The sequence below is a fragment of the Klebsiella sp. PL-2018 genome, from assembly GCF_019048985.1.
Lineage (GTDB): Bacteria > Pseudomonadota > Gammaproteobacteria > Enterobacterales > Enterobacteriaceae > Klebsiella > Klebsiella michiganensis.
Genome location: NZ_CP077673.1, coordinates 2826356 through 2849469, shown reverse-complemented (window position 1 = coordinate 2849469; position 23114 = coordinate 2826356). Strand labels below are relative to the sequence as shown.

Here is a 23114-nt window from a genome sequence, read left to right as displayed (position 1 = left end):
ATCAGCCTTCCTTTGGTAGTGCCACTTTTCCCGCCCGGCACAGCGTCCCGGTGCAGGTAAACGGTAATAATCGCGCGCTGCCATAATCATTAATAAACATCAGCGTTGGATTATTTCCCAACCGCAAGGTGGGTAGCGTCAGCGCCGCTTTATCTTTTGGAGAAACCATCACGGGCTCGAAATCGTCCAGCGCTTTTCCGTTCAGGCTGTCACGCGCTTCAACAAATGAAAAATGGTACGGTGTCGGATTATTAACCTCATAGCGGTCCCCCTTACGAGCGAGGGTCAGCGTTTCTACGCCGGGCACCGCATCAAGCAGGGGATCCACCTTAATCCCCTTTGGTCGCCAGAACACTTTCATTCGCGTCTGCATAGCCAGCATCAGAACGTTAGGCTTGTCGGATTTTGGCGGGATCTCGCGTAAGTTAAGCCAGAATACGCTTTCTCTGTCGTTGGGCAGTGAAGAGGCATCCGCAACCTGCTGTACCCTGATCATCGTTCTACCGTCGGGCTCAATACGCTGTACGGGCGGTAAAATCATCAGAGGGCCGTTTATTTTTTCTTCTTTCTCGTTTTCCATCCACCCCTGGGCGAGATAGGGATCCTGCGTATTATTATTTTTCACGCTCAATCCGACAGATTTGTCCCCTTCATTGAAAATAACCCGGGAGCGTTCCACAGATAATGCAGCCTGAGCTGAATGCTGGCTTCCGGTAAACAGTAGAATACCCAGAAAAGACGTTAATTTAAGTTTCATACTTTCACCTGTCGTATCACTTACAGGACCAGAGTTATTTCATCTAGCAGATAATTTACATTTTATGTCTATCTGTACATATGCGTTTTTAAGGGGGAGATCCATTTTCAGAAATGGCATGATGAACATTCCTAAATTTGCACCCCACCCATTATTAATATTCATTTTCGTCCCTGCTTATTAGCCGAGACAGTTGTCCTGGACAAGAATTAACTTGCCAGCTTCCAGCGGAGAGTATGACTTCTCCCTTTTCCGGTTTTGATACTGATCACTTTACCGTTTGATTCCATCTGGCATAATAAATAACGCATGCTGTAGATACTGATATCCATCTCATTGGCTATTTCTCGCGTTGTCAGCCATACCTCATCATCCAGTTCGCTTTTTCGTAACCGTTTTTTGGTCAAGCGTTTTATACTTTGTAAAGCTCGCTCTTTATCATCGAGCTGTCTCTCCATATCACCGGACAACGTGGTTTTCCATATTAGCTGATCTTCATCCGCATCACGTTCGTGATTATTAACAACCTCAGCATATTTATCAGAAACCGATTTGGTACCCAGCCACGAAACGAAATCACTGTATCTGGTGATATTGACTTTCCGCATAATCGAGCGTCGATAGCCACTGAGCGCCTTAATACTACAGCCCATTTTGCGAGAAATTTCATCGTGGCCTAAGCCCTGGCTCAAATAGCCTAGCATTAGCTGTTCACGCCATGTCAACTGGTAGGGGCCAGGACATTTATTACAATTTGGTTTACGTAAGTCAGGAGGCCCGCACATGAGATCGGCGAAAAACAGCATGAACAGTTTGCGCCGGATGGTCGCCACTGAGTTCCTCATCGCGAGAACTGAACTAACAACCGGGCAATGAAAGTTTTTATCATAGTGTTCACTTCTTGGATAAACGCTTAACCACTTTTTCTTGAGGAGCTTAAATTTATAGTCATTGTGGGCGCGAAATCGTTGACAATCGACCCAGTCAAAGGCTTTTTCCCCAGGAGATTGCACTTGCACAATGAGATCGGCTTCCTGCAATTTTTTGACTAAGGATACGGTAATATTGCCGCTAAACTCATCCTCAAATAACTCCTCAAGGAGAAAGACCACCCCCTGAGAAAAATAATTATTCTCAGTTGCCACATAAACCGGCAAATAGGTACCCCTGGTGTCATCCATCATATTTTCTCCTCTTTCCCGAACAATTAATATCTCTACATAAATAAACACTAAAATAATTATACAATTGATGCCCCACTCACTCTCTCGGCCATGCGAGCTATATTTTAAAAGTAACGTAAATTTTTACTGAAATTATTTACATTGCATGCGATTCAATTACCCGGATGCGCCAATGTTCAATATAATTCCCGTATTTTCGAGGATCGCCATACTCATCAACCTTAACGGCTAACTCTGCTTCACCATGAAGACGAATATCCTTCACCACAATCTGAAGCCATTCAGGAAGATCGGACAACTTTTCCTGTAATACCAGACCCGTCAGATCGGTGTCCGCAATCACGGTACCATCTGACAGACGGCGATTGACCGAAATGGTTAGCGCCGCTTCAGAGTGCTCATCCTCGAACAGCGGCTCACCCGCATGGATGACTTTATACCAGGCCTGCTCACCCGCAGTTTGTATGCCCTCCTCCCGGCGAAATTTCTCCAGCCATGCGTTATCCCGCGCTTCCTTTTGCTGCTTGATCTTGTGCATCGCAACCTCGACTCGCTGATTGGCGCGGTTAAGATGGCGCTCAAATTCCTCCTGAGATAACCGGCGTTCGCCGCGTATCGTTTCGCTAATGCCGGCCAGAAAGGCCGCCTTATCAACATGAACATCTTGTTCATTCCGCTGTTCGAGTACGCCCAAAATGTCAAACCCCATCGCCATCCCTGCGGCAAAATCGGCCAGTTCATCGTCGGTTGCCGGCAGTGCGGGATGCTGTGCTTGCTTAAGGCTCGATTGCAATTTTCTGGTTACTACTTGCCACTGCGCATTTTTCTCTTCCAGCTGATTGGCACGCACGGTGAGCGCCTGGAGCTCCTGTTGTTGCTTGCCATTGTTCTCCATTGCCGCGGCGAGCTGTTCAGAAGCCGCCTGGAGGGTAACGAACTGCTGCTGTACTTCACGGTGTCGCAAAGCGAGTTGAGCCTTCACTCTCTCTACCTCATTGCGCGATAGCTGGAAATTTTCGCGTAAATCAATCTCTGCGGGACTCAGTGACGCATGTTGCCTTAACGCCTTAAACCAGCGCCCCAAAATCTGGGGATCGGGTAAAGAGGGATTCTTACTGGCCCCAGCCACTAACTTGTCCCGGTCTTCCGCTACCGTTGGCGCCTGCTTATCCGTCGGTTTAGAAGGCGTAATCGCAGGTGATGTCATTCGCTTATCGGCGGCAACAGCCGGTGGTACTCTTTTTTTTCTTGTTGCCGCCGGAGGCGGAGCTTTAGATTTCTCACCGGGCAGCGATCGCTGTACAGCAGATTTTTGACGCGGCGCAGAAGATTTGTCTTCCTCCGCTTGTGGCTGAGACGGGGATGTAATGGCTTTATTTTCATCATTGCGTGACGTCCATTCACGAGCATAGTTCAACACATCCGCCCGTGAAGATGAAATCAAAACGATACCCATCATCAGGACCAAAACGTTCCCTGCTCTACGATCCATTAAATATTCTCACCCGTTGGCTTCACGGCGAGGCTATTGAGCATTTCGGCGCGGACCTCCGAGCATAATTTTACCGCCTGAAACTTATACAAAGCGTCAATGGCATTACGCGTTTCAGGATTAACGGAACTTCGTACGTTGGTATAGCCGGAAGCGCCGAGCATCACTCGCTCAAAGCGAGACTTGAGCTCGACATGTTTAATAGGGTTAATCGACTCCAGCGCCCTGAGTTCTTTTTCGCACTGCACCATATCCAACTCCCCGTCTGAAGTCGTGGGGGGATCCACGGATTCCATGGAAGAGGTAACCTGTGACGGAATGTTTTTTGCGACGCAACCCGTTAAAAATGTACCTGCGATGATCGCTGCTATACATCCTGATTTAAACATTATTTAATGCACTCCAGTATATGACTTATTAATGCCTTCTTTCCTGAAAATAAAACAACAGGTAGCAAGCAGATTCTTATAAAGAACATTCAAATGGTTATTTGATCCATGAATAAATAGCAGCCCAGAAAAGTTAACCAACTGACATTTTGCGTAAAGCAGTAATAACTCATCAGCCTGGGTTTTAATCATATTCCAGAAGAAAAGTGGTGACGCATTCAAAATCTCCCTCTCTGACCAGATGATGTACTGGTGCGGAAATAAAGGCCTGAAAATTTAAAAAAGTATCTCCCGCCTTCAATGCTGCCGGCCGCATAGGGACATTGGGTTTTACCGGCGTACCGTTCTCATCTTCCAGCGCAATGGCAATACCACTCGCCGTTCCGCTGACGGCGAATAGCCCTGGCTGAGCGCTATCCTCAGTTCCCATAAAGGTTACGGTCACCGTGTCGCCCAGCGAGAGATCGCACTCCGTCAACCAGATTGAAAAACGCTCGCGTTCGCTGCGGGGATATTTCATAAATGTCTTAGAAGGCACGTTACGAAAATCGACAATCTGATCTTCCGAATCCACGTGTAATTCACAAGGGTCGGCAATCAGATTCCCGGAGAAATGAACGTCAGTATCGGCATGAGTGACCGACACACCAGCCAGCAAAAGCAGCAGAGGAAAGCTTGCCAGGCTGAGTACGCGCACGATATTTTTTTTCATTATTCGTACTCCAGGCCGATATTCACCACGCTGCGCCATTCATTAGCCATCAGCGGCGCGGGAAGACGCCATAGCTGTGCCTGCACCACCAAATCGTTGCGTCCCGGATAGAGAATCTGCGGTCGACTCTGGATCGCGGGTCGTAAGAGTTCTCCCTGTCGGTCGCTAAGGCGTAACGCGACCCCTTCTACCCCACCATGCACCCGGAAAAAGCGGTCATCTATCGGTTCTGCTTCCCCATAGATAGTCAGTCTTACCGCAGACTGTCCGTTTAACATCGTGGCGCCGCGCATCATTTGGCGATCGCGCATAAACGAGTATTCTCCCGGGCAACGATCTAATTTGATGTACACCAGTACTGATGGCGTAACGCTACCCGGCCGTTCCAGTCCCCAGGCAACGGTGCTGCCCAAATCGATCTCTTGTTCTGCCGACTCAGGCAGCAGCGCGCACGGTGACGCAACAAGCGTTCCGCTTGCGCGAATGCCGCCATTCAGGCCATCGGTATCCCAGTTAGCGGCGCTCGCCGCGGAAACGACTCCAGCCATCAAAAGCCACAACATGAGGGTGGTATGACCAAATCCTTGTTTCATCAGGCTTCTCCTGTGTTCAGCTTCGGCGTCCATCAGCTTGCCGGGGTATCCGCAGCCCGGCAGATGTTACCGCTGCAGCTAAACCGCAGGGTTGGCTTACCGCCGAAGTCGTTAATCGTGGTGACATGCGGCACGGTATAGTGCGCGCTATTGACCATCGAGGTGGACTTCGGCGGTACCATCACCGTTTGAAATCCGCTGGCCACCGCCACTTTCGGCGCAGCGGTAATCCCGATCACCGTCATGTAATAGGGCGTCGGGTTTTCTACCCGATAACCGCCGTTCACTTTATGCAGCACCAGTTGGTTATCCCAGCGGCTATACTTCTCCGGCAGAATGGCTTTGGGGCGATAGAACAATTTTATTTTGGTGTGTAACGCCAGCTGCATCACGTTGGGTCGCTCGCTTTTTGGCGGCACCTCGCGCACGTTGAAATAAAAAATGCTCTCTCTGTCCTGAGGTAACATCGCGGCATCCGGCATGGCGTTGATACGCATCATGCTCTTCCCTTTCGCTTCAAGACGCTGCAGCGGCGGAACAACCACCAGAGGACCGCTGATTTTTTTCCCGTGTTCATCCTCAATCCATCCCTGCGCCAGGTACGGCATTGACGTACTGTCGTTAGTAATACTCAGGGAAATGCTCTTTTCCGAACCGGGGAAAATCGCCCGCGTTCTGTCCAGCGCAATCGCTGCCCCGGCTTCGTTAACCAGACCTGCCGCCAGGCTTGCCAGCACTATCGTCATCGCTATCTTTTTGCTTTTCATTACATCACCATTCACTTTCTCAGCCGCGAGTGACCGGCTTGCACGGCAGCAATAGCTGCTGTGCAGGGATAACCCGTGGCAGTACGACTTCACACTGAGCGGAACCACTCCAGTGCACGGTTAAGCGTTCATCCGGATTCACGCCGGTCAACCAGGCCAGTCCGCTGTCGCTGACCATCCCCAGTTCGCGATCTTTTGCGTTATGTACCGTGGCGCCGAATGGCGGATGGCGCCCATCTTCCTGGCTGAGGATGGCCACGACCTTAGAGCCTTTCAGCACATCAAAACGACGGAACCCGATGGCCCCTTCAGTCAGGGCGAGTTCAACAACCGGCGTTCCGCCAGACTCGACATCGTCTGGCAGACGATTAACGTCAATCTCAGCGCGGGTTCGATAGTAATTTGGCACCCCAGGGATTACCGCGATGCCAAAAGCATTGGTATGGCCCTGAAAGCCCACCGGAACACCGCTTACCCCATCAGTACTGACCATCAGACGAGTCCCACCCTGTACCCCACCAGGGTGCAGCGCCACGCCTTCAGCGGTCGCGGTCATACCGCCGCTGGCGGAAATACCAAACGAGGAGTACTGGCTTTGCGCCCAGTTAAAGTTGGTGGTGACATCCGCCATATTGCCCAGGTGCGAGTAGTACCCGCTCATCTGGCTGCTAGTTCCTTCCCCACCGCCGACGCTGTTGCCGGCGTTGATGCTGTAATAGTCGTTGTTATCCAGCCTTTGGCTCCAGCTGGCATTTTGTGTATAGCGGTCGCGGCTCATGCTGCCGTTATAGCCAACGGTTCCCGATCCAAACGGCATCGTCAGTGAGATATAGGCGCTGTCGTCCTTACGCCCGTTAAATTCACTGCGGGCGGCGTTGAGGGACAACGACAGATGCCGCCAGTCGCCGAGGTCAAAATATTTATTCAGCGACACGCTGTAGCGATCGGTCGCCGGGCGGTTCCAGTAAGTCTGATGCGACCAGTTGATGTGCGTCGACAGGCGCAGGTCTGCGAAATTTTTGGTCGCCTGGAGGGTATAAAGCTCTTTGCTATTCCCGACGTAGCCTTCCCGATAGCGCATATCCAGATATTCACCCATGGTGAGATAGTTGCGCTCAGAAAAACGGTAGCCGGCAAACGTCACTTCACTATTGATTTCATCAAAACGTTTGGAGTAGCTCAGGCGCCAGGATCGCCCTTGCCTGTTTTTATCATCCGGGAAACGCGCGCTGGCATGAGTCACGTCAGCAGAAAGTGTCCCGAAGGCGTTCATATCACGACCCGCCCCCACCGCCAGGCTGTTGTAGTCCTGGGAAAAAATGCCACCTCCGTACAGCGACCACGCGTTGGTAAGCCCCCACGAGAGCTCACCTGTGGCGAAGTATGGTCCCTGAGTGCTGTGGTTATAATCGCGCGGACGACCGGTGGTCATTTTATAACGCAGCTGGCCGGGGCGCGTCAGATAAGGAACCTGAGCCGTTTCAACCGAGAATGTCTGCACGGAGCCATCCTGCTCTTCAACGCGAACATCCAGACGTCCGGTCAGGGCGCTGTTGAGTTCCTGAATACGAAACGGGCCAGCGGCAACCGTCGTTTCATAGATGACTCGACCCTGTTGGCTGACCGTCACTTTGGCGTTGGTACGGGCAATGCCGGAGACTTCAGGCGCGTAGCCTCGAAGTTTAGGCGGCAGCTGGCTTTCATCGCTCGCCAGCGACAAACCGGTATAGCGCCAGGAGTCAAAGAGATCGGAAGAGAGATAATCCTCACCAACGGTGAGTTTCGACATCATTCCAGGTAACGCGCGATAGGCGTAGAAACGACTCCAGTCAAAATTACGTGAATTTTTATCCGCGCGTCCGGTCGTATTGTAATAGCTCCCCTGATAATCCCCCCTCAGGCGCCAGGCACCCAGGTTAACACCCGTTGTACCGCTGATACTGGCACTCTGGCTCTGATTACCCTGACGAGGCCAGGTGACGTTGGTATTCAGGTTATAGTCAACCAACATCCCGGGGATGCCCTCTTCCCAGCGGGAAACAGGCAGCCACGAAGCATCCTGATATTCCAGCCAGGCCTGGGGGACCGCAATTTGCAGGGAAGATTCTGACAGATCGCCGCGCAGGACGACGCCTTCAAGAGCGGAAAAATCAGCGCAACGCCCCTCGTCGAGCCACTTAATCATGTTGAGCGCGTCATCCCGCAGACCGAGAAGTTCGACCTGCGCAGGCGTCAGACAGGTTTCTACAACCACCCCATCGTCACGGGTTCTTTCAATAAAAGAAATTTCCTGGTCAGAAATACCGTGCTCATTTAAACGCATGCTGAGCGTATAGGTTCCGGGCATAATATAGCCGGCCCGGGAAAAGCGCGATAAGTCGATATTTTCCCGGTCTTCCGAGTCCAGAATATCAATATTAAATTCTACCGCCACTACCGGTGATGTAGAACCCAAAATGGCAATAGCAATGTAAATACCCAGACGTCGCAGGTAAAAAGCTGGTGGTCTGCTTTTTTTCATTTTTTAAAATCCATTTATTGCCTGGTAGAATTCACCGGCGGGAAGTGTCAATCCCGGAAATAATTTAGATGAGAGGCTCATCTGTTTTTATCATTCATATTTCCCGCTACTGATAGGTCACCATGAAACGAATAATTCCGTACCAGTCGCCTTCTGACAACGTTTTTCCACCGCGCACTAACGATAATAAATAACGTAATTCATTATTTTCATTTTGGATCATGACGGCAGGCATCGGTATTCCATCACGCGCCACATCGCCAGCCTGATTGTGGATACGCAGTCCAAGCCCCTGCGCCTCGCCATTGACTTTAAAAATATCCGGGCGGAATATCTCCGTTTCGCCACTAAAGGTAATATTTACGCTTTGCCATAAACCGCCGCGAATCCGTTCCAGTGAGCAATTCACCAGCCGAACCGCAAAAGGTTTGATGACCGCTTTGCCTTCCTGATTAAGATCGCTATACGAGATCACGCCGAATGGAATCTCCTGCCAGATATCGTCGGTATGAATAGAACAGGCCGACTCCTGAATTTGACCATTCATTGTAACCAGGCCCCGCCCCTGGTCGGATGCCTGAGACAGCGGTGATATGCCTAATAACAAACTCAACATCAGAGAACGCGATATATTTACCATGACTGTGCTCCTGAATATCGGGCTGCAAATGCAGCCCGAATAAAGCTACATGAGAACAGGACTCACCTTATTCATAAGCCAGGGTAAAGTTGGTCACTGCTTCAAAATCACCCGGAGTGACGTTGGTTACGGTAGAGATTTTTTCGAGGTAAGCGCTGAAGTTTAGGGTATTGTCGCCAATGCCCAGGCCGCGACCGCTAGTAGGTACCAATAAAGTCACGGGTTGACCAGAACCATCTTCAATACGCACGCCGGCGCCAGCGGCCTGACCGGAAATAGCCAACATGGTCATATCTCCTGGGACATTACCGCCAGCAAAGGTCACTTTAACGGTGTTATACATCGGGTCGCCGTTTGAATCCTTCTCGAAGGAGCAGTTTTCCAGCTCGATGTCGAACGGACGAGGAGTGGAAATACCGCCGTTATCTAAATGAGTATTGGAAATCTGACCCAGTTCAATACGCTGATCGCCGTAACCATTTTTGATTGAGCATGGTGCATCAATAATGGAACCCCAGAAAGTCACCTTGCCGCTTCCCTGATCGGCCTGAGCTGCGAAAGAGGCGACACCCATAGTGAGAACAACAGCAGATGCAATTTTGCTAATTTTCATAATACATTCCGTTATATTAAAAGTTACTGGATAACCATCCTGAAAATAACATCAGAAGATAATAACGCATATTTATGCTGACAAAATACCGCTATATCCTCTTGAGTTATGTGTATTCCTGACAGCGAAATCATACTAACTTGAAAAAGCTTACAATTGAACATATGCATCTACCAAATGGGTAATTACGAGCTAATAATTTCATTAAAAAATAATTTGCAGGATAAAATCTCGCAAAAGCAGTTTAATACGACAATGTATGTAAAAATATCACCAATAATTTAAAAAAATATATGCACAACTTAAAAAAATTTCATCGACAGCATCACGCAATTAAAAAAACCATGTATTTCATACAATTGCAAAAGATCGATGTGCTTGTGAAATATTAGGACTCATCCGTAAGAAAATTCCTAATACATATTGTAGGAAGCGAAGTTTAAAAGCTGAAAAATCCTATGAAAGGGCAGGGTTTCTTTATAGAGAGGAGCGCGGAGAGGCTATATTTTACCAGTTGGTCAAAATTCCCTCTGCGGAAGAAATAACCTTATAGGGATGTTGGTCATGCGATCATGATCCACAGCAATATCTTATGCGGTATCTTGCAGGGTTAGAGGAAAGGAATAACCAGGTAGCCGACTCGCTGCCGTAGTGAACCGTCAGGGTGATATCGCAGGCCAGAGAAAACCGCATACCCCTATAGCAAGAGGTGTTATTTTGCCTGTTCCTTGTTATTCTGCTGAATTGTTGTCCAGGTGATTATCATTCAGCGTGGTGATTTTTCAGACGCTGCCCTGGCGCTTGCCGACTCACACTCCAGACCAAAAACGCGGAGAGCGGCAACCCCATTCACACCTGCCCTGCAGGTGTTTTTTCCACAGGGAGATTAACCGTGAGATTTGCATCAGTGCCTTTCAATCAAAATCAGGTGGGATGGCCGCTTAATGAAGAAGATCTTTATCGACAGCCCTCGCTGAGCGGAGACATTAAAGCTGACTGGGTGATTATCGGCTCCGGCTATGCCGGCGTAAGCTTTGCCCGCAGGCTGGCCAGCCTCAATCCGCAGCTGAACATCGTGCTCATCGACGCCGAATGCGCCGCGACCAGCTCCTCGGCGCGAAATTCCGGCTTTATCATCGGCCTGCCGCACAATATCGGCAGCTCTACCGCCGAGCTGAAAAAAGCGCAGGATTACCGCACCCTGCTCCAGGAGGGGATCCGCCTGCTCGATGAAACGGTGACCGAGCACCAGATTGCCTGCGAATGGGAAAACGTCGGGAAATACCACTGCCAGATAGATCCGTCCAGCGAAGCCATTATGCAGGAGTATGTGGATAACCTGCAGCTGATGCAGGAGCCTTACAGCCTGCTGGACGGCGAAGCGCTGTACCAGAAGCTGGGAACCCGCCTCTACAGCAAAGGTATTTACACCCCCGGCTGTATTCTGGTGAACCCGGCGAAACTGATTGCGGGCCTCGCGCGTCATCTGCCGGAAAACGTCACGGTTTACCATCAAACCCCGGCGCTGGCTATGCGCCAGGAAAACGGCGGCGTCAGGGTGACGACGCTGCAGGGCACGATCCGCGCCGACCAGGCGATGCTGGCGACCAACGCGCTCTCGCGCGAACTCTCGCCCACCGTGAGCCGCCAGGCGTCAATGGCGACCTACGCCAGCATTACCGCCCCGCTCACCCCTGAACAGCGCCAGCGTCTGCCGGCAATGGAAAGCTGGGGATTAACGCCGGTCAACGCGATCGCCGGCGCCACGCTACGCTATACCCACGATCATCGTTTTCTGGTCCGCCAGCATGTCGATCCGGCATTGCGGGGAGTGATTACCGCCGGACAGACCGCCAGCGCCGCGCGCCAGCATCTGGCGCTGTTCCATACGGCCTATCCGCAGCTGCAGGATGTGCCGCTGGAGCGAACCTGGTCCGGGACCATCAGCGTCACCCGCAACGGCGCGCCGGTCTGGGGGCGTCTTGCGCCGCAGATCTGGACCGCCGGGGGCTGTAACGGCGCCGGCGTATCTAAACAGACTATCGCCGGGACGCTGCTTGCCGATCTGGCGATGGGCCAGGACAACCCGCTGATCGCCGCGATGCAGTCGCTCGGCCAGGCGAACGTTATGCCGCCTTCGCCATTCCTCGATATCGGGGTGGCGGGCGCATTATGGAAAGAGCGTTATGTGGGGCGCAAAGAGATGCCCGCGTAGTCGCTGTCTGACAGGTTTCACTGCCCGGGCGTGAAACCTGTTGTTTGGGCTACTAGGGGATCGCTTCCTCTTTACGCAGGGTCAGGACCTCGAATCCATCCGCGGTGACGGCGACGGTGTGCTCCCACTGCGCGGACAGTTTTTTATCGCGGGTGACCACCGTCCAGCCATCTTTTTTGGTTTTAATCCGGCTATCGCCCTGGTTCACCATCGGTTCAATGGTAAATACCATCCCCTCCTTGAGCACGGCGCCGGTTCCGGGTATGCCGTAATGCAGCACCTGGGGATCTTCGTGCATCTCTCTGCCGACGCCGTGGCCGCAGTACTCCCTGACCACGCTGTAGCCGTTACCTTCGACATAAGTCTGGATCGCATGGCCGATATCGCCCAGCGTCGCACCCGGCCTGACGACCTTGATCCCTTTCCACATCGCTTCGTAGGTTTTCTGCACCAGCCGACGGGCCAGCGGTGAAACCTCGCCAATCAGATACATTTTGCTGGAATCGGCAATTAGCCCCTCTTTTTCCAGCGTAATATCCACATTCACGATCATGCCGGATTTCAGATGCTCGCTCTCCTTTGGCATACCGTGACAAACCACTTCGTTGATCGACGTATTCAGCACGTAGGGGAAATCATACTGCCCTTTGCTGGCCGGGCGCGAATGCAGATCGTTGACGATAAAATCCTCCACCCGGTTGTTGATGGCCATGGTGGAGATACCGGGCTGAATAAAGGTATCCAGCATGTCGAAAACCGAGGCCAGCAGCTCACCTGCGCGGCGCTGTCTGGCCAGCTCGTCCGCGGTCTTAATGGGAATTGATAGCATTGATCACCTCCAGCAACCGGTCAGAGCCGGACTTGAGCATCAGCAGCTTAATTTGCTGATGGTTAAGTTCGGGATAGAGCTCGCTCATCATACCCAGACGGATCCAGTACTCCGCCTGCGCGTTGACCGAACGCGACATCGCCTTGCTGGCGTCACGAATATCGTCGTGCAGCAGGTCGGAAATTTTTACAATGCCCATTTATACGTACCGTTACAATTTATATATGTTTCGTATATTACGCCTCCCCGCTCAAGCAGACAACGTTTGCCGTCAGAAAGCAGAAAATGGGGTTGCGGTTTATGTCGCCCGCGCTACGGCTGGTTAAGGTTCAGAGCCACTATCTGGATGTTACGAGGTTCCACAACGGTGCCTTTCGTCGTCACAAATGCATTGTGGACGACGTCCCCGCTCTCTTTATCCACCAGCGCAATATGCGGTTCATCATGCAGGATATTTTTATGCCCCCACGCCATCAGGGAAAACAGGATCGGCGCCAGGCTGCGGCTTTTTGGCGTAAGGATATACTCATAACGTTCGCGCACGCCTTCTTCCTGATAAGGCGTTTTGCTCAGTAAACCCAGTTCCGTCATTTTCTTTAACCGGTTTGCCAGCGTCTGCTTAGGCATTTTTGTATGCGAGCGGATCGTTTCAAAGCGCGTCACGCCGTAGAAAGCCTCTCTTAAAATCAACAAAACCCACCGATCTCCCAGGATTTCCGCTGCCGCAGAAAGCCCGCAAAGCTCCGGTAATAGGTAGGCAACTGAATTATTTTTTGACATGTCCGCTTTCGCTCTTTAATCTGAGTATGAATTTTAGACCTAGCTTACCAAGGAGAATACAATGCCCTTCGTCAATGTACAAACCATTAAAGGAATAATGAACCCGGAGCAAAAAAAAGAGCTTTTACGCCGCATGACCGATCTGATTGTCGAAATTGAAGGGAAAGGCGATCCCGAGTTCCGCCGTTCAGTCTGGGTTCGCATTGATGAGCATGAGCCGGAACAGTGGAGTCTGGGCGGCATACAGCCCACGGCTGAAGCGATCGCGGCAAAATTTTCGTCTGCTCAATAGCTCTGCAAGGTAGCGTATTTATCGATTTACGCCTCGCCCTGTCGCCGAAATGCCAGCAGCGAGGCCCGGCTTTCACCACAATGCCGGCAACAAGTCCAGCGTGTCAGCTACCAGCGCCCGCCTGTCGTTGCCTGGCTTCCAGATAGTGACCATCGTTTGGCCGATCCCCTGATTGCCGACTTCGGTGCGCAAGGTTGTGACGTTTTTCCAGCGCGCCGCATTCATGTGCGTCGGCAAGAATCCCCAGCCGCAGCCCTGTTCAAGCAGGCCACGCAGCATCTCCAGGTCGTTGGTGAAGATGGTATGTCCTGAAATTTGCAGACGGCGGGCCACGGGCTCGTCAGTATCCGGGTGCATAATCACCTGCGGCGCCAGCGAAAGTTCCAGCAGGGATAGCGGTTGTTTAGCGCCGGGAAAAAGCGCTTCGGCGGCGTAAAAATCCATCTCGATTGCCCCTAAGGCGCGCCACTCCATAGCGTCTCCCACGCTACGATGGCGCGCCTGGCAGATCCCCAGGTCGGCCTGCCCGCTCGCCAGCAGCTTTTCCGCCTCGTCGCGCGACGCGTTTATCAGACTCAGACGAACGTTGCGCTGGGCCATAGCGCTAATCAGCCCCTGCAGCAGCGTTCTGGGGGTAAAGGGATCGTAGACCAGGGTCATGTCCTGCGTGGCGCTGTTCGGCACCGCCCTGGCAAACGCTTCAAACGCTTTCACCTGGCGCATCAGCAGGTGCGCCTGCCGCTGCAGCTGCTCACCTTCCGGCGTCAGGCGCAGGCTTCGCCCTTCGCGCAGGAACAGCGCATACCCCAGGCCATCTTCGAGGAACTCAATTAAATCGCGCAGCGTCGTCCGGTCCTTGCCCAGCTGGCGCGCCGCTTTCGCCAGGCTTTTGCACTCAACCACGGCGGTGAAGGCCTCCAGCTGGGCAAAAGAATATATCAGGCTCGGCATACGGCCCTCCATTCAGTTGTTGTGGGGGATTTTCCCCCATGATGCGTTTTTTATTATAGGCCGCGTTTTTTTAAGCTGAACACCTTCCTGAGCTGAACGAGTAAAAATATGAAAAGCAAAGTGTTTAACCCTGGCCTGCTGTCTGGCGTTGTTATCAGTCTCTGCAGCGTCCTGCTGGCGCCCGCCGCGCAGGCCGCCTGTACCGGCACCGAACTCAGCGTCTGTCCCGCCCCCTTTGATGCGCCGCTTCCGGATCCCCACAACATGCTCACCTGGAGCCAGACCGACCGGGTAATCGGCTTTCGTAACGACTACCGCAATTACGCTGGCGATGTGTTTCATCACGGTAATGCCGTGCCGTTGCAGGCCGCGGCGAAACGCTTAACCGACGCAAGCTATCGGGTGAACGGTCAAACCTGGAATCTGCAGGATTACCTGCGGCGCCAGAACGTCAGCGGCATGCTGGTGCTGAAAAATGGCAAAGTGGCCTGGAAATATCTGGCAGAAGGCAATACCGACACCACTCTCTGGACATCGCGCTCGGTGGGCAAATCCGTGGTTGCCACCCTGGTGGGCGTGGCGATTAAACAGGGCAAAATTCACTCGCTCGACGATCTCATCACCCAGTATGAACCCGACCTGAAAGGCACCGCCTGGGACGGTGTGACCCTGAAGCAGCTGATTAGCCACACCTCCGGGGTGGCGTGGAATGAGGACTACACTAATCCGCAATCGGACTTCGCCCGGCTTACCGAGTGTGAAGCCAGACCCGGCGCCTATGACTGCGTACGTCAGTTGGTGTCCGGCCTGCGCCGCGCGCATCCTGCCGGCGAGAACTGGTCTTACTCCTCCGGCGGCGCATGGCTGCTGGGGGATGTGCTGGAACGCGCCACCGGCATGACGCTGGCGGCATATCTGGAAAAAAGTATCTGGCAACCCTACAGTATGGCGAGCGACGGCGTGTGGCATGCCTACACAAAAGGTGAGCACGATGTGGGCGCGCACGGCTTTAACGCCACGTTAGAGGATTGGGGGCGCTTCGGTGAGTTCATTCTGCATAACGGCGTGCTGCCGAACGGCGAGCAGATCTTGCCGGAAAACTGGGTTGCCGAGTCATCACGCTGGACTCGGGCGGCAGGCTCGGTGTCCGCGGCGCATCCATACGGTATTTACGGCTACCAGTGGTGGAACAATGAAGTGCCGGCCAATGCGACCAACGTTGAACCTGCGCCGCAGGCATCCCTTCAACATTCGCTGTGGGCGCTGGGCATTTTTGGTCAGATGATAATGGTTAATCAGGCGGAAAATCTGGTCATCGTCCAGTGGTCGACCTGGCCGCAGGCTGAGCCCGCCTTCAGCGCCCAACCGCTGGAAGCCTCGCTGATGTTTAGCGCGATAGCGAAGGCACTGCATTAACGCCGATTTGGCTCCCGTCCGCTCCAGGCCCGAGCGGACGGGAGGCGTGAAGGTTAATCGACTCTACATACCACGGTGGCATGATCCCACCATGCGTTCTCATTAATATTCACCTCAAGAACCGTAAATTGCTCCGCACGAATCTCGTCCAGCAGGGCCTGGAGCGGTCGCAACGTACGCCAGGGTTTGCCCTCTTTAAGTAAATGATGGCGGATAGGATCGTACGCGAGAATATCCTCGGGATGACGCGGGGTTCCGCACATGGAGCCGATCACCAGCCGTCCTCCGGGTTTCAGTAATCTTCTGACTTCGGCAAAGCAGAGGTGGCGGGCATCGTCAATCAGGCAATGCACACAGCTGCCATCAACAATGAGCTCAAACGTCGCATCCTGACACTGATGAATATGGCAGACATCTCCGACAAAAAAATTTGCCGGGAGACCCGCTTGCTGAAAACGATTTTGTGCCCATCGGATCGCGGTTTCGGACCAATCTATCCCCCACACCGAGTAGCCTCGTTCCGCAAAATACTGCGCGGCCATCGCGCCATTCCCGCACCCCAGCTCAAGGACAGGCGCGCCGGGTTGGGGGAAATAGTGCTGTAAGTGAAGCCAGCTAAAAACGCGCTCCTGCTGTTCTTTGGCCCGGGAATAACCTTCGCCAGCCCAGGCGATAGCGCCATTTGCCAGCAACTGCCGATACTCTTTTTCATAGCGGTTCATAATCAAGACGCCTTTGTCAGCAGCAACGCTCGTCACTTTACGCGCGGTAGAGGCAGGAGAAAAACCAACCGTCAGACACGCTCCGTCATCTCAGGCAGCAATTGTTCAATCACGTCGATAATACTTCTTACCCGCGGTGGGATAAAGCGGGCGTCAGGATAGACCGCATAGAGAACGCGATCGGGTAATCGCCAGGCGGGTAATACCGGTACCAGCCTGCCGGACTGCAAAGCGTGGGCCGCAAGGGGTAACTGCATGCCGCCGATACCGATGCCGGACTCTAACGCCTGCAGCAGCGCTTCGCTGGTGTTAGCCCGAAACACGGTATTGACTTTCATATCAACCGTTTTATCACCCGAGACCAGCCGCAGCGGCGCGTCCTGCGCGATGCCGCTGAACCGCACGTGCGGGTGGGCGGCCAGCTCGCTGACGGCATGCACCGTTTTAAAACCGGGGGCGGCAAAGAGCGCAGTTTCAATACGCGCCAGCACGCGCGCCGCACTCCCCGGCGGCGGTTCACTGCTCAACCGCAGCGCGACATCCACTCCTTCAGCAACCAGATCGGCAATGCGGTCATCAAGAGAAAGCGTCAGACGCAGCTCGGGGTGCATTTTCTGCAGCGCCAGCAGATGCGGCAAAAAGAGCTGCCCCAGGCCGCTCGGCAGCTGCACGTGCACCCGGCCTTGCCACTGGCGATCGGTTGGCTGTAAGCGTCTTTCCGCTTCATGCATCGCTTCCAGCAAAAGCTGCATATCGCGCCGGTAAATTTCTCCCTGCTCGGTCAGCGCCATCGCACGCGTGGTTCGGTGCAGCAACACCACCCCAAGCTCCTCCTCAAGCGCCGCGATCTGCTGACTGACGGCGGATTGTTTCATTCCGCACTGGCGGGCTGCCGCTGAAAAGGATCCCGCTTCTACCACGCGCAGGAAGGTGGCAATGGCGTTGAGCTTATTATTCATTTAATGATTCTGCTTATAAGTGCCATCAGTTTTACGGGATATGCGTGAAAAAAATAATATACCACACTGCCTCTGTCACCCACCCTGGAGAAGCAACGTGAATAAGATACCGCAACCCAAAATCGCCCTGGTCGCCGGCGCCAGCGGCATTATTGGCAGAGAACTGGTGAAAACGCTGTTACGCAATCGCTGGGAGGTTATCGGCCTCAGCCGCCATGCATCGTCCCACCCGGAAAACATTCCCTTCATTCACGTCGATTTACTGGATGCGCAGCACAGCGCGCAAAAACTGCATTCGCTCAACGGCGTCACCCACATTTTTTACAGCGCATGGGCCAACGCCGGGAACTGGGCGGAAATGGTTGAACCGAACGTCACCATGCTGCGCAACCTGGTCAGCAACATCGAGCAAACCGCACCGCTACGGACGGTAAGCCTGATGCAGGGATACAAAGTGTACGGCGCGCATCTTGGTCCGTTCAAAACCCCGGCGCGTGAAAGCGATCCCGGCGTACCCGGGGCCGAATTTAACGCCGCTCAGCTCACCTGGCTCAGCCATTTCCAGCGCGGAAAAACGTGGCGCTGGAACGCGATCAGGCCGGGCGTGGTCGGCAGTACGGTGCCCGGCAACGCCATGAATCTCGCACTCAGCATCGCGATCTATGCTTCGCTATGTAAAGCGCAGGATCTACCGCTGCGTTTCCCCGGTTCGGAAAAAACCTGGCACAGCATTGTCGATCACACGGACGCCGGGTTGCTGGCTGATGCCACGCTCTGGGCCGCGACCTCGCCAACGGCGCAAAACCAGGCGTTCAACGTCAATAACGGCGACATCTGGCGCTGGTGCGAGCTGTGGCCGCGCATCGCGAGCTGGTTTGAACTGGCATCCGCCCCGCCGGTCAGACTGTCATTTAACCAGCTGTTTGTGGATTACCGCTCGCACTGGCGCGAACTGGCCGGGCAGAGTCTGGTGGAAGCGGACATCTTAAGGCTCAGCGACGGTAAATTTGCTGATTTCGTCTTTGGCTGGAACTACGACATGTTTGGCGATGGCAGCAAACTGCGCCGGGCGGGCTTCACTGAAATGCAGGCCACCGACGATATGTTTTTCCGCCTGTTCGCTCAGCTGAGAGCCGCGCGCATTATCCCCTGATAACGCCTCCGCCAGACAGATATTCTGCCACTCTCAAAGAGCCATTAACGCCGCGCGATCAACCCACGCTTCTGTTTTTCGCGCGCGACTCGCGCTTCGCGCTCTGGCTCTCCCCGCTTTTTAATTAAATATAAAACGATAAAAGTTTATTGTAAAACGATAAACACCAGGATAATCTGCGCGCTCTTTCACCGACCAGATTGCCAGGAGAGGCAAGTCATGAACAGAAGTATGCTGCGCGGGGGGTTACTCTCCGGGGCGCTGCGGCGCGCGCCGGCGATGTCAGCCGAGATGTCAGGATTTGCCGGGACGGGCGCGTCAGTTGCTCCACGCTATTCAGGGTCCAGTACACCTTGTATTCATTGCGGTTGTACTCATTTTAAGGAGAAAGCATGATCGGGTATCGATACCGCAGATACTGCAGTGACTGGCAAATCCTGTGCTCAGGCCTGGCTTTTGTCGCGGTGATGGCGGCAGGCATTTATTTGCAACCCGGCTTCAGACCCTTGACCACCCAGGTATCCGGGGACAAAGCGCTGGTTGCCTTTTTAACGCCGCTGCTCAAAGGCGCGCACGGTCACGTCGCCGCAGCGCTCATCACGCCAGGCGGCGTGCGCTATGGTATCTGGGGCAATGATTATGCCAGGCAGTTTGAGATTGGCAGCCTCAGCAAAACCCTGACCGCCAGCCTGCTGATTGATGCCATCCGGCGCGGCGAAGTCACAGCCACGACGCAGGTCGGCGATCTGGTGCCAGAGCTCGTCGGTCCGGCGCGGAATATTAGCCTTGAGGAGCTCGTCTCGCATCGTTCGGGCCTGCCTCCGTTCGCCTCATCGCTCACGCAGAAAATCGCCATGCTTACCGCCATTGTGAGACGAGAAAACCCGTGGAGCTACGATCGCCAGGAGCTGGCGGAAATGATTAACCGGGCGCGGATACCGAAGGTCAAAATATTTGATTACTCCAATTCCGGGTTTGCCCTGCTGGGGCTAGCGCTGGAACGCGCCTCTCACCGTACATTCGCGGCGTTGCTGGAACAGCGCGTTTTTGCACCGGCCGGGATGACCCGTTCGCTTGTGGCGCAAGAGACGACGCCGCCTGACGCGGCATTTATGCCGGGCTGGTCAGCGTCAGGTTTACGCGAAGCGCCGTGGATCTTAAACGCCTTCTCGCCTGCGGCCGGCGTACGTTCCACTATTGTCGATATGACGAAATATGCCCAGGCGCTTATGGCAGGAAAACTGGCCGGAAGCCAGGGCATGGCGCCGCGGTTCGCGACCGACGATCCCGATTCACGGGTAGGCTATTCATGGTTCACCACCGCTATCAAGGGACGGGATATTATCTGGCACGATGGTCAGTCCGCGGGCTATGCCGCCGTGATGGCCTTTGACCCCGAGCGTAAAACCGCCGTCGTGATCCTCTCAGATACCGCATGGCCGGTAATTGTGCCGGCAATCAAATTGCTGCTTTCCACGCTATCCGACGTTAAGGAAGAACGATGAACTGGATTAATATGCTGTGGGCGATATTGACCCTGCTGTCAGTGGCGGTCTTTATTTCCGGAAACGGGTTTGCACGGTACAAAGTACGCCTTATTAATTATGTTCTCTTCACCTTCATTGTTATTTATATTGCCGAGTCATTACAAACCATCGATAACCTGAGTAAAACAGGCTACCTGATGCGAATGTTGACCTGGACAATACAGGCGGCGTGTATTGCCATCGGCCTGTTTAGCGTCTGGCAGCGCCCGTGGTTCCGCGGCCCGTCGCGCCGGGCGGCCGGACTACACGTTGTCTTATCTCTGCTCCTTATGTCATGCTTAGGCGTGCTGGTTCTGTAATCGCACCATTATTCAGGAAGGTTAAAGGTGAAAAACGCACGAAACAAACTCAGCCTGTTCTTACTGGCTGGAATATTACCGCTGTTTTTTATTCTGGCGGTCATTACGCCAGCGTGGATCTATTTTACCGGCGAGTCGTTTTTCCTCGCGAATATGCTTGAGTTTGCCGAGGTTCCGCTCGGTAATGAAAGCGGTCTGACGGCACCGACTTTTAAACTGCTGGCGCTGCTGGCGATACTCTATTTACCCGCCGGGCTTTTCGCCTGGGCGATCTGGCAGGGGATCCGCGTCACTCAATACGTCAGAAAACGCACCATTCTGAGCCTCGACCTGGCGCTGAGGGTAAGAAAAATCGCGCTGGCGATGCTGGGGATGGGGCTCCTGCTGCCGCTGTTTCGCTTCCTGGTGCCGCTGGTTTTTTACTGGCCGCATCCTTATACCCAGATCGTTCTTTTACTTAGCGATTTTGTCCTGTTGCTGACCGGCGGCTTGTTATTTGTGACGTTTCACTCCATGCTCGAAGGGATCAGAGCGGAAAATGAGAATAAGGAGTTCATCTGACTATGGCGGTAGTGGTTAATCTGGACAAATTGCTGGTAGAGAGGAAAATGACGTCCAGAGCGCTGGCGGCCTATGTAGGGATTACCGAGCAAAACCTGTCTTTGCTCAAATCAGGAAAGGTGAAAGGCATCCGCTTCGATACGCTGGCAAAAATCTGCCAGGCGCTGGAGTGCCAGCCAGGCGATATTCTCGCCTGGGAGGCGGATTAACGCCCTTTCTCGATCGTGCAGGCCCACTGCTGGCTCATGCTGCTCTGGCTGGTGGCGATTTGCAGCGACAGGCTGGCGTCAAGGGTATGCGTGACGCTGTATTCAAGCACCACATCATCCAGATCGCGGGCGACGCGCTCAATACGAAACAGAGCCTGGCCGGGTTCAATATTGAGCAATCCCGCCGTGCGGCTATCGCAGCACACCGGCGTATAGCGTTCCGTGGCGTTGGCCGGCGAGTAGCCGAACGTTTCCCGCAGCTGCTTATACAGCGATCGGCTGCCGTCCACGTGGCTCAGATCGTTATAGATACGGCCATTAAGCCAGGTCAGCACATGGCCAACCGGCCGATCGCCCTGCACTAACAGCCGCTCCAGACGCATCAGCTGGCAGCCTAAATCCAGCCCCATTTGCTCCGCCACCTGGCGGTCGGCCATGGTCGAAATCAGCGACAGCACTTCCACGGCTATCTCCCCCGGCGGAGCAAAGGTGGTCAGTACGTCCGGGAGGTCGGTGTAGTATTTCTGCAGCGCATCGCGGTTAATAAACGTCCCTTTACCCTGTTCGCGGTACACCATGCCAATACTGGCCAGCGAATCTATCGCCTGTTTAATGGTACCGCGCGCGACCTTAAACTCCCCGGCGAGCAGCAGTTCGCCCGGGAGTTTATCGTCATAGGTAAAAGAGAGGATCCGCTGCAGGATAACGTCTTTTATCCTTAAATAGAGAGGGAGTCCATCCGACTCAAACATACTTGTGCTCCAACTCAGAGGTAGTGTATCTGGCTCCTGTAAGCGCTAAGTATATCCTGATTTATCTCCTGATTACCGTCTATGTTTGCGCTGGCGAGAATGGGCGGCGTGCGCGCATTTTCCAGCATGATTTCGCAAATACGTAATACCAGGCTGTTAGCGATGGTCGCGCCCATGATGGTGGAGAGCGGCGCGGCTTTCTGCGCCATCCCCGGCAGGCTCACCGCCGCATCGCCATATTCGCAGTGGTTATCAATGGTGATATCGGCCACATCCACCAGCAGCTTGCCGCTGGAGTGGCGCGACGTGACGCGCGCCGCCGTCGCCAGGCTGGTAATCGCGATAACCGTTGCGCCGCACGCTTTCGCCGCCAGCGCGACATCAATGGTAATCGCGTTGCGTCCCGACACCGAATGGATCAGCAGCGTATCTTCAGCCCTTAGCGGCGACTGCTCCACCAGTACCCGACCGAGGTGCTCCACATTTTCCACCGCGCTGGTGAGGGTTAACGGCCTGACGTTAAGCATCAGCGCAGGCGTAAAAAGCGGATTGATGATGGCCAGGCCGCCCGCGCGATAGCTCATCTCCTCCGCCAGAATCCCGGCGTGGCTGGCGCCAAAGACGAAGATGTTGCGCTGCCCCATAATGCTGTGGGACATGATTTCCGCCGCCCGGGTGAGTTCATCGGGGCGCTGCTCAAGAAAAGCCAGCTTCTGGCGGATCTGACTGTAGTACTGTTTCAGGGCCTGACTCATAGACTT

At 53.8% G+C, this 23114-nt stretch carries 26 protein-coding genes; 8 read left to right on the top strand and 18 right to left on the bottom strand.

Going from position 1 to position 23114, the window contains the following annotated elements; all coding sequences use genetic code 11:
• Position 1: 1 nt before the first annotated feature.
• The 10 genes from MKleb_RS13290 to MKleb_RS13245 form a co-directional block, all read right to left on the bottom strand.
• Entirely contained in the window at positions 2 to 757 is a 756-nt protein-coding gene (locus MKleb_RS13290; RefSeq protein ID WP_025106311.1) for a fimbrial biogenesis chaperone, read from the bottom strand.
• Positions 758 to 966: 209 nt separating this feature from the next.
• On the bottom strand, positions 967 to 1941 hold the full coding sequence (locus tag MKleb_RS13285; RefSeq protein WP_025106310.1) for a LuxR C-terminal-related transcriptional regulator: 975 nt from the start codon (positions 1939 to 1941) through the stop codon (positions 967 to 969).
• Positions 1942 to 2077: 136 nt separating this feature from the next.
• Positions 2078 to 3400, bottom strand: coding sequence for an FKBP-type peptidyl-prolyl cis-trans isomerase N-terminal domain-containing protein (locus MKleb_RS13280; RefSeq protein WP_224226507.1), 1323 nt, complete (start codon positions 3398 to 3400; stop codon positions 2078 to 2080).
• 32 nt (positions 3401 to 3432) lie between these two features.
• Positions 3433 to 3822, bottom strand: a complete 390-nt coding sequence (locus MKleb_RS13275) for a hypothetical protein (protein ID WP_025106308.1) — start codon at positions 3820 to 3822, stop codon at positions 3433 to 3435.
• 184 nt (positions 3823 to 4006) lie between these two features.
• Positions 4007 to 4534, bottom strand: coding sequence for a fimbrial protein (locus MKleb_RS13270; RefSeq protein WP_025106307.1), 528 nt, complete (start codon positions 4532 to 4534; stop codon positions 4007 to 4009).
• Complete coding sequence (locus MKleb_RS13265; protein WP_025106306.1) at positions 4534 to 5127, bottom strand: fimbrial protein; 594 nt, start codon at positions 5125 to 5127, stop codon at positions 4534 to 4536. Before MKleb_RS13265 ends, MKleb_RS13270 begins: the two co-directional genes overlap by 1 nt.
• Before the next feature lie 32 nt (positions 5128 to 5159).
• Entirely contained in the window at positions 5160 to 5894 is a 735-nt protein-coding gene (locus MKleb_RS13260) for a fimbria/pilus periplasmic chaperone (RefSeq protein WP_025106305.1), read from the bottom strand.
• A gap of 19 nt (positions 5895 to 5913) precedes the next feature.
• Positions 5914 to 8415, bottom strand: coding sequence for a fimbria/pilus outer membrane usher protein (locus MKleb_RS13255; protein WP_025106304.1), 2502 nt, complete (start codon positions 8413 to 8415; stop codon positions 5914 to 5916).
• A 106-nt stretch (positions 8416 to 8521) separates the two neighbouring features.
• Positions 8522 to 9055 carry a fimbrial protein gene (locus MKleb_RS13250; protein ID WP_025106303.1) on the bottom strand — a complete coding sequence of 178 codons (534 nt, stop codon included), beginning with the start codon at positions 9053 to 9055 and terminating at the stop codon, positions 8522 to 8524.
• Between the two features lie 67 nt (positions 9056 to 9122).
• Positions 9123 to 9668 carry a fimbrial protein gene (locus MKleb_RS13245; protein ID WP_025106302.1) on the bottom strand — a complete coding sequence of 182 codons (546 nt, stop codon included), beginning with the start codon at positions 9666 to 9668 and terminating at the stop codon, positions 9123 to 9125.
• Between the two features lie 892 nt (positions 9669 to 10560).
• Here MKleb_RS13245 and MKleb_RS13240 point away from each other — a divergent pair.
• Complete coding sequence (locus MKleb_RS13240; RefSeq protein ID WP_025106301.1) at positions 10561 to 11883, top strand: NAD(P)/FAD-dependent oxidoreductase; 1323 nt, start codon at positions 10561 to 10563, stop codon at positions 11881 to 11883.
• Between the two features lie 52 nt (positions 11884 to 11935).
• Here the strand turns inward: MKleb_RS13240 and map are convergent, their stop codons facing one another.
• The 3 genes from map to MKleb_RS13225 form a co-directional block, all read right to left on the bottom strand.
• Positions 11936 to 12712, bottom strand: coding sequence for a type I methionyl aminopeptidase (gene map, locus MKleb_RS13235; protein ID WP_025106300.1), 777 nt, complete (start codon positions 12710 to 12712; stop codon positions 11936 to 11938).
• Entirely contained in the window at positions 12693 to 12911 is a 219-nt protein-coding gene (locus MKleb_RS13230; protein WP_014838522.1) for a ParD-like family protein, read from the bottom strand. The genes map and MKleb_RS13230 overlap by 20 nt, the downstream gene beginning before the upstream one ends.
• A gap of 113 nt (positions 12912 to 13024) precedes the next feature.
• Positions 13025 to 13492, bottom strand: a complete 468-nt coding sequence (locus MKleb_RS13225; RefSeq protein WP_014229412.1) for a winged helix-turn-helix transcriptional regulator — start codon at positions 13490 to 13492, stop codon at positions 13025 to 13027.
• 61 nt (positions 13493 to 13553) lie between these two features.
• Here MKleb_RS13225 and MKleb_RS13220 point away from each other — a divergent pair, with 61 nt between their 5' ends.
• Entirely contained in the window at positions 13554 to 13784 is a 231-nt protein-coding gene (locus MKleb_RS13220) for a tautomerase family protein (RefSeq protein WP_014229413.1), read from the top strand.
• A 72-nt stretch (positions 13785 to 13856) separates the two neighbouring features.
• Here the strand turns inward: MKleb_RS13220 and MKleb_RS13215 are convergent, their stop codons facing one another.
• Entirely contained in the window at positions 13857 to 14735 is an 879-nt protein-coding gene (locus MKleb_RS13215; protein WP_025106299.1) for a LysR family transcriptional regulator, read from the bottom strand.
• 108 nt (positions 14736 to 14843) lie between these two features.
• On the opposite strand from MKleb_RS13215, the gene MKleb_RS13210 reads away from it, so the two are divergent.
• A complete protein-coding gene (locus MKleb_RS13210) occupies positions 14844 to 16151 on the top strand; it encodes a serine hydrolase domain-containing protein (RefSeq protein ID WP_217076729.1) in 1308 nt (435 codons plus the stop codon).
• 53 nt (positions 16152 to 16204) lie between these two features.
• Here the strand turns inward: MKleb_RS13210 and MKleb_RS13205 are convergent, their stop codons facing one another.
• Both MKleb_RS13205 and MKleb_RS13200 read right to left on the bottom strand, forming a co-directional pair.
• Complete coding sequence (locus MKleb_RS13205) at positions 16205 to 16873, bottom strand: class I SAM-dependent methyltransferase (protein WP_025106297.1); 669 nt, start codon at positions 16871 to 16873, stop codon at positions 16205 to 16207.
• Between the two features lie 71 nt (positions 16874 to 16944).
• Positions 16945 to 17832, bottom strand: a complete 888-nt coding sequence (locus MKleb_RS13200; RefSeq protein ID WP_025106296.1) for a LysR family transcriptional regulator — start codon at positions 17830 to 17832, stop codon at positions 16945 to 16947.
• Positions 17833 to 17929: 97 nt separating this feature from the next.
• Here MKleb_RS13200 and MKleb_RS13195 point away from each other — a divergent pair, with 97 nt between their 5' ends.
• The 5 genes from MKleb_RS13195 (at position 17930) to MKleb_RS13175 (ending at position 21601) form a co-directional block, all read left to right on the top strand.
• A complete protein-coding gene (locus MKleb_RS13195; protein ID WP_025106295.1) occupies positions 17930 to 18985 on the top strand; it encodes an SDR family oxidoreductase in 1056 nt (351 codons plus the stop codon).
• 392 nt (positions 18986 to 19377) lie between these two features.
• Positions 19378 to 20490: a serine hydrolase domain-containing protein gene (locus MKleb_RS13190; RefSeq protein WP_025106294.1), complete on the top strand. Its 1113-nt coding sequence runs from the start codon at positions 19378 to 19380 to the stop codon at positions 20488 to 20490.
• The gene (locus MKleb_RS13185) at positions 20487 to 20831 is read left to right on the top strand and encodes a hypothetical protein (protein ID WP_217076728.1); all 345 of its coding nucleotides are present in this window, start codon (positions 20487 to 20489) and stop codon (positions 20829 to 20831) included. Before MKleb_RS13190 ends, MKleb_RS13185 begins: the two co-directional genes overlap by 4 nt.
• Positions 20832 to 20858: 27 nt before the next feature.
• The gene (locus MKleb_RS13180; protein WP_025106292.1) at positions 20859 to 21392 is read left to right on the top strand and encodes a DUF2975 domain-containing protein; all 534 of its coding nucleotides are present in this window, start codon (positions 20859 to 20861) and stop codon (positions 21390 to 21392) included.
• A 2-nt stretch (positions 21393 to 21394) separates the two neighbouring features.
• A complete protein-coding gene (locus MKleb_RS13175) occupies positions 21395 to 21601 on the top strand; it encodes a helix-turn-helix domain-containing protein (RefSeq protein ID WP_004120193.1) in 207 nt (68 codons plus the stop codon).
• Here MKleb_RS13175 and MKleb_RS13170 read toward each other — a convergent pair.
• A complete protein-coding gene (locus MKleb_RS13170; RefSeq protein ID WP_004851009.1) occupies positions 21598 to 22353 on the bottom strand; it encodes a GntR family transcriptional regulator in 756 nt (251 codons plus the stop codon). The genes MKleb_RS13175 and MKleb_RS13170 overlap by 4 nt on opposite strands.
• A gap of 14 nt (positions 22354 to 22367) precedes the next feature.
• Positions 22368 to 23108, bottom strand: a complete 741-nt coding sequence (locus tag MKleb_RS13165) for a sugar isomerase domain-containing protein (protein ID WP_025106291.1) — start codon at positions 23106 to 23108, stop codon at positions 22368 to 22370.
• Positions 23109 to 23114 lie beyond the last annotated feature (6 nt).